General features: G+C 63.5%; 4 protein-coding genes. 3 read left to right on the top strand and 1 reads right to left on the bottom strand.

Going from position 1 to position 3,112, the window contains the following annotated elements; translation table 11 throughout:
* Nucleotides 1-329: two-component regulator propeller domain-containing protein (locus tag ACE3OH_RS09955; RefSeq protein WP_374351447.1), on the bottom strand; the 329-nt coding region annotated here is incomplete at its 3' end.
* Between the two features lie 152 nt (nucleotides 330-481).
* Here ACE3OH_RS09955 and ACE3OH_RS09950 point away from each other — a divergent pair.
* From ACE3OH_RS09950 to ACE3OH_RS09940, 3 genes are all read left to right on the top strand, one after another.
* Nucleotides 482-1,030 (top strand): hypothetical protein, encoded by a 549-nt coding sequence (locus tag ACE3OH_RS09950; RefSeq protein ID WP_374351445.1) that lies wholly within the window; start codon nucleotides 482-484, stop codon nucleotides 1,028-1,030.
* A gap of 3 nt (nucleotides 1,031-1,033) precedes the next feature.
* On the top strand, nucleotides 1,034-2,044 hold the full coding sequence (locus ACE3OH_RS09945) for a radical SAM/SPASM domain-containing protein (RefSeq protein ID WP_374351443.1): 1,011 nt from the start codon (nucleotides 1,034-1,036) through the stop codon (nucleotides 2,042-2,044).
* Nucleotides 2,045-2,246: 202 nt separating this feature from the next.
* Nucleotides 2,247-3,112, top strand: an 866-nt coding sequence (locus ACE3OH_RS09940; protein ID WP_374351441.1) for a radical SAM/SPASM domain-containing protein, incomplete at its 3' end; no start/stop codon positions are given.

The raw sequence follows: 3,112 nt of genomic DNA, 5'->3' as shown, positions 1-3,112 counted from the left end.
TCGGTGCCGACCCACAGCACGCCATCGCGATCGACATGCAGCACATTGATCCAGTCGCTCAGCAAGCCATTTTTCGCACCGGAATCGCGCCGGAAGTGGATCAGCTCGTGGCCATCAAAGCGGTCCAGCCCCGTCTGCGTACCGATCCAGATAAAGCCTTGCCGATCCTGGGCGAGCGTCAGCGCTGCGGCATTGGAGAGTCCATCGCTGGTACCGAGGTGGGTAAAGCGGATATGCCCGCCGGGCGGCAGGGCAGCCGCCGGGCCGGCTAGCAGAATGAGGCCCGCCAGGATCAGGGCATGGGCGATGCACAGAATGCGTTCAAGCATGTCAACAGGGTCGGCGGAGGATGATCGTTGGGTGAAGCACAACAGGCAGACCGAAAAACCGCAGCGGCGGTGCGCCAGCCTTGACAGTGTAGCCCGAGACGCTACGCTGGGAGCGGCTTTCATACGGAAAGCCCCAACAAATGGAGACCGACATGGCAAAACAGAACCTGCAAAAAGAGTTGACCCAGCTGCGAACCCATTTCGAGAAGAACACCCGGCTCAGGCTCGAGTTTCTCGGCGGCCTGTCAACCTTGCTCCGTCAACACGGTGTTGCGGTGTCTGATGATTTGCTGGCGCAACTGAAGCTGTCGGTCGATGAATTGCAGGCAGAAGCGCCCGCCAAGTCCTCATCAAAGTCGGCCTCCGGTCCGAACCAGAATGCCGCCCTGGCGTCCGGCCCCAACCAGAATGCGGCCTTGGCCTCTGGCCCTAACCAGAACGCAGCACTGGCCTCCGGCCCGAACCAGAACGCCGCCATGCCCACCGCCATGGCTGCCGGCCCCAATCAGAATGCCGCACTGGCATCGGGCCCGAATCAGAATGCAGCCATGCCGACGGCACGGGCGGCCGGTCCTAACCAGAATGCGGCCAAGGCAGCCGGACCTAACCAGAACGCAGCGCTCGCCTCCGGCCCGAACCAGAATGCCGCCATGCCGACCGCCGCCAAGGCCGGTAAATCCACAAAAAAAGCCAAGAAATAAGCTTTGCAGAGCCGCGAACTCACCCTGCTGCTGACCTGGGCCTGCGATATCCGCTGTGCCCATTGCAATCAGGATCACGCCAAGACCCATCTGGATGTACCTGCCGCCAAGCGGGTACTGCGCGGCCTGTGCAAGCTGGGCGAAATCGATCGCTACAGCTTTACCGGCGGCGAGCCGTTTCTGCGCTATCCGGCCATGCTGGCGGTGGCCGCAGTCGGCGCGCAGCTGGGTTTGCCGTTTGGTGTGATCAGCAATGGCCGCTGGGCCAGGACGCCGGAAATCGCCCGTGAGCGGCTTGTCGCCTTGCGCGCACTGGGGCTGGATCTGCTGGTGGTCAGCTACGACCCCTTCCACGAAGCGTTTGTGCCGGCAGCGCGGCTGGCTGATCTGCTGCGCATCGCCGCTGAGCTGGGCGTCCTCACCCAGGTCTATGTATCGCGGGCCGACCTGACGCCGATAGGCGAGATCATCGCCTCGGTGGCGGCTCGCTTGCAGGTGGCTACCGAGGTGGTGTCGGTGCGCGATGTGGTGCCACTGGGCTCGGGCGCCGCGCTCGGCTCGCCGGCCGCCTTGCCCTATGGGCAGATCGACAAGGCCTGCCCGACCCATGGTGATTACACGGTCTGGCCCGATGGCAAGGTGCTGCCTTGCTGCTCGGCTGGCACCCACGAGGGTCTGGCAATCGGCAATGTGTATAGCGATAGCGCCAAGGCCATCGTGAAGCGGCGCCGCGCCTCGCGCCTGTTGGCCATGCTGCACCGCCATGATCTGCATGAGGTGGTGATACGCCTGCCGGCCGCCCTGCGCGATCGCTTGGCAAGCGGACATTATGTGCATGCCTGCCAGCTATGCCATGACTTGGTGTCCGACCCGGCTGCCCGCGCAGCCGCCGAACAGCTCGATGCCAATGCCATCGGCCTGATCGAAAAGCTGCTGGAATCGCCGGCCCTGGCAGCACAGTTGCCGCCGCCGCGCACGGTGAACTGGCGCGGCCCCAAGGTGGTATGCGTTTAGGCAGGTTTGATCAAAGGAAGCTCTGAACGAGTCCGCTGACGCGCAAACAGCGCGGTTCCACCGCGCAATGCGGGAGCGGAGGAGGAAGGAATGGATCGAGAAGAAATCAGAACTTAGCTACGGGCGCTGTAGTCCCGGCTTGCCCGGGACCTGCCGCTCAAGTTGAAAACCCAATTCGTTCAGAGCCTCCCAAAGGAATGCCGTGCCGGGAAAATACCTTTCGCTGCAGCTGACCTGGGCCTGCGATATCCGCTGCGCCCACTGCAATCAGGATCATGTACGCCAGCATCTGGATGTGGCGCTCGCGAGGCAAACCATCCGCGACTTTCACGCAGCTGGCGAGATCTGCCGGCTTGGCTTTACCGGTGGCGAAGTGTTCCTGCGCTACCCGGCCTTGCTGGAGCTGGCTGGCCTTGCGCATGAGCTTGGCTTGGGCTTCGGGGTGGTGACCAATGGCCGCTGGGCCGGCAAGCCGGGTCTGGCGGCGCAGCGCCTTGGCGCGCTGGCCGCGCGCGGGCTGGACAATCTGGTGGTGAGCTACGACATCTATCACCAGGCTTTTGTGGCCGATGAGGTGATTGCGCATTTGCTGGAAGAGGCGGGCAAGCTTGGCTTGAACCGGCGCGTCTATGTCACCCGTGGCGATCTGACGCCGATTGCCCGGATCAAGACCGAGGTAGCCAACCGGTTTGATCTGGATGTCGAGCAGGTACTGGTCAGGGATATGGTGCCGGTGGGCCATGTTGCAGCGCTGGCGGCACCGGCGGCGATCCCCTATGCCGAGCTTGAAAAGGACTGCCCGGAGCGCAATGAGTACTTTGTCTGGCCCGATGGCGAGGTGTTGCCCTGCGATTCGGTCGGCACCACCAGCGCGCTGTCGCTGGGCAATCTGCGCCAGGATTCAGTCAAGACCATCATCAAGCGGCGCCGCGCCTCGCGCTTGCTGGCGATGCTGCACCGCCATGATCTGCACGAGGTGGTGATCCGCCTGCCTGCGCCTGTCCGTGACCGCCTGGCGTCGGGCCGTTATGTGCATGCCTGCCATCTGTGTCATGCGCTGACTTCCGA

This window comes from Chitinimonas sp. (genome assembly GCF_041904975.1).
Lineage (GTDB): Bacteria > Pseudomonadota > Gammaproteobacteria > Burkholderiales > Chitinimonadaceae > Chitinimonas.
This window is presented reverse-complemented; position numbering and strand designations above follow the sequence as displayed.

Excerpts from the sequence above, each read along its gene's own strand:
- ACE3OH_RS09950 (WP_374351445.1), top strand. The coding sequence starts at position 482 with ATGGCAAAACAGAACCTGCAAAAAGAGTTGACCCAGCTGCGAACCCAT.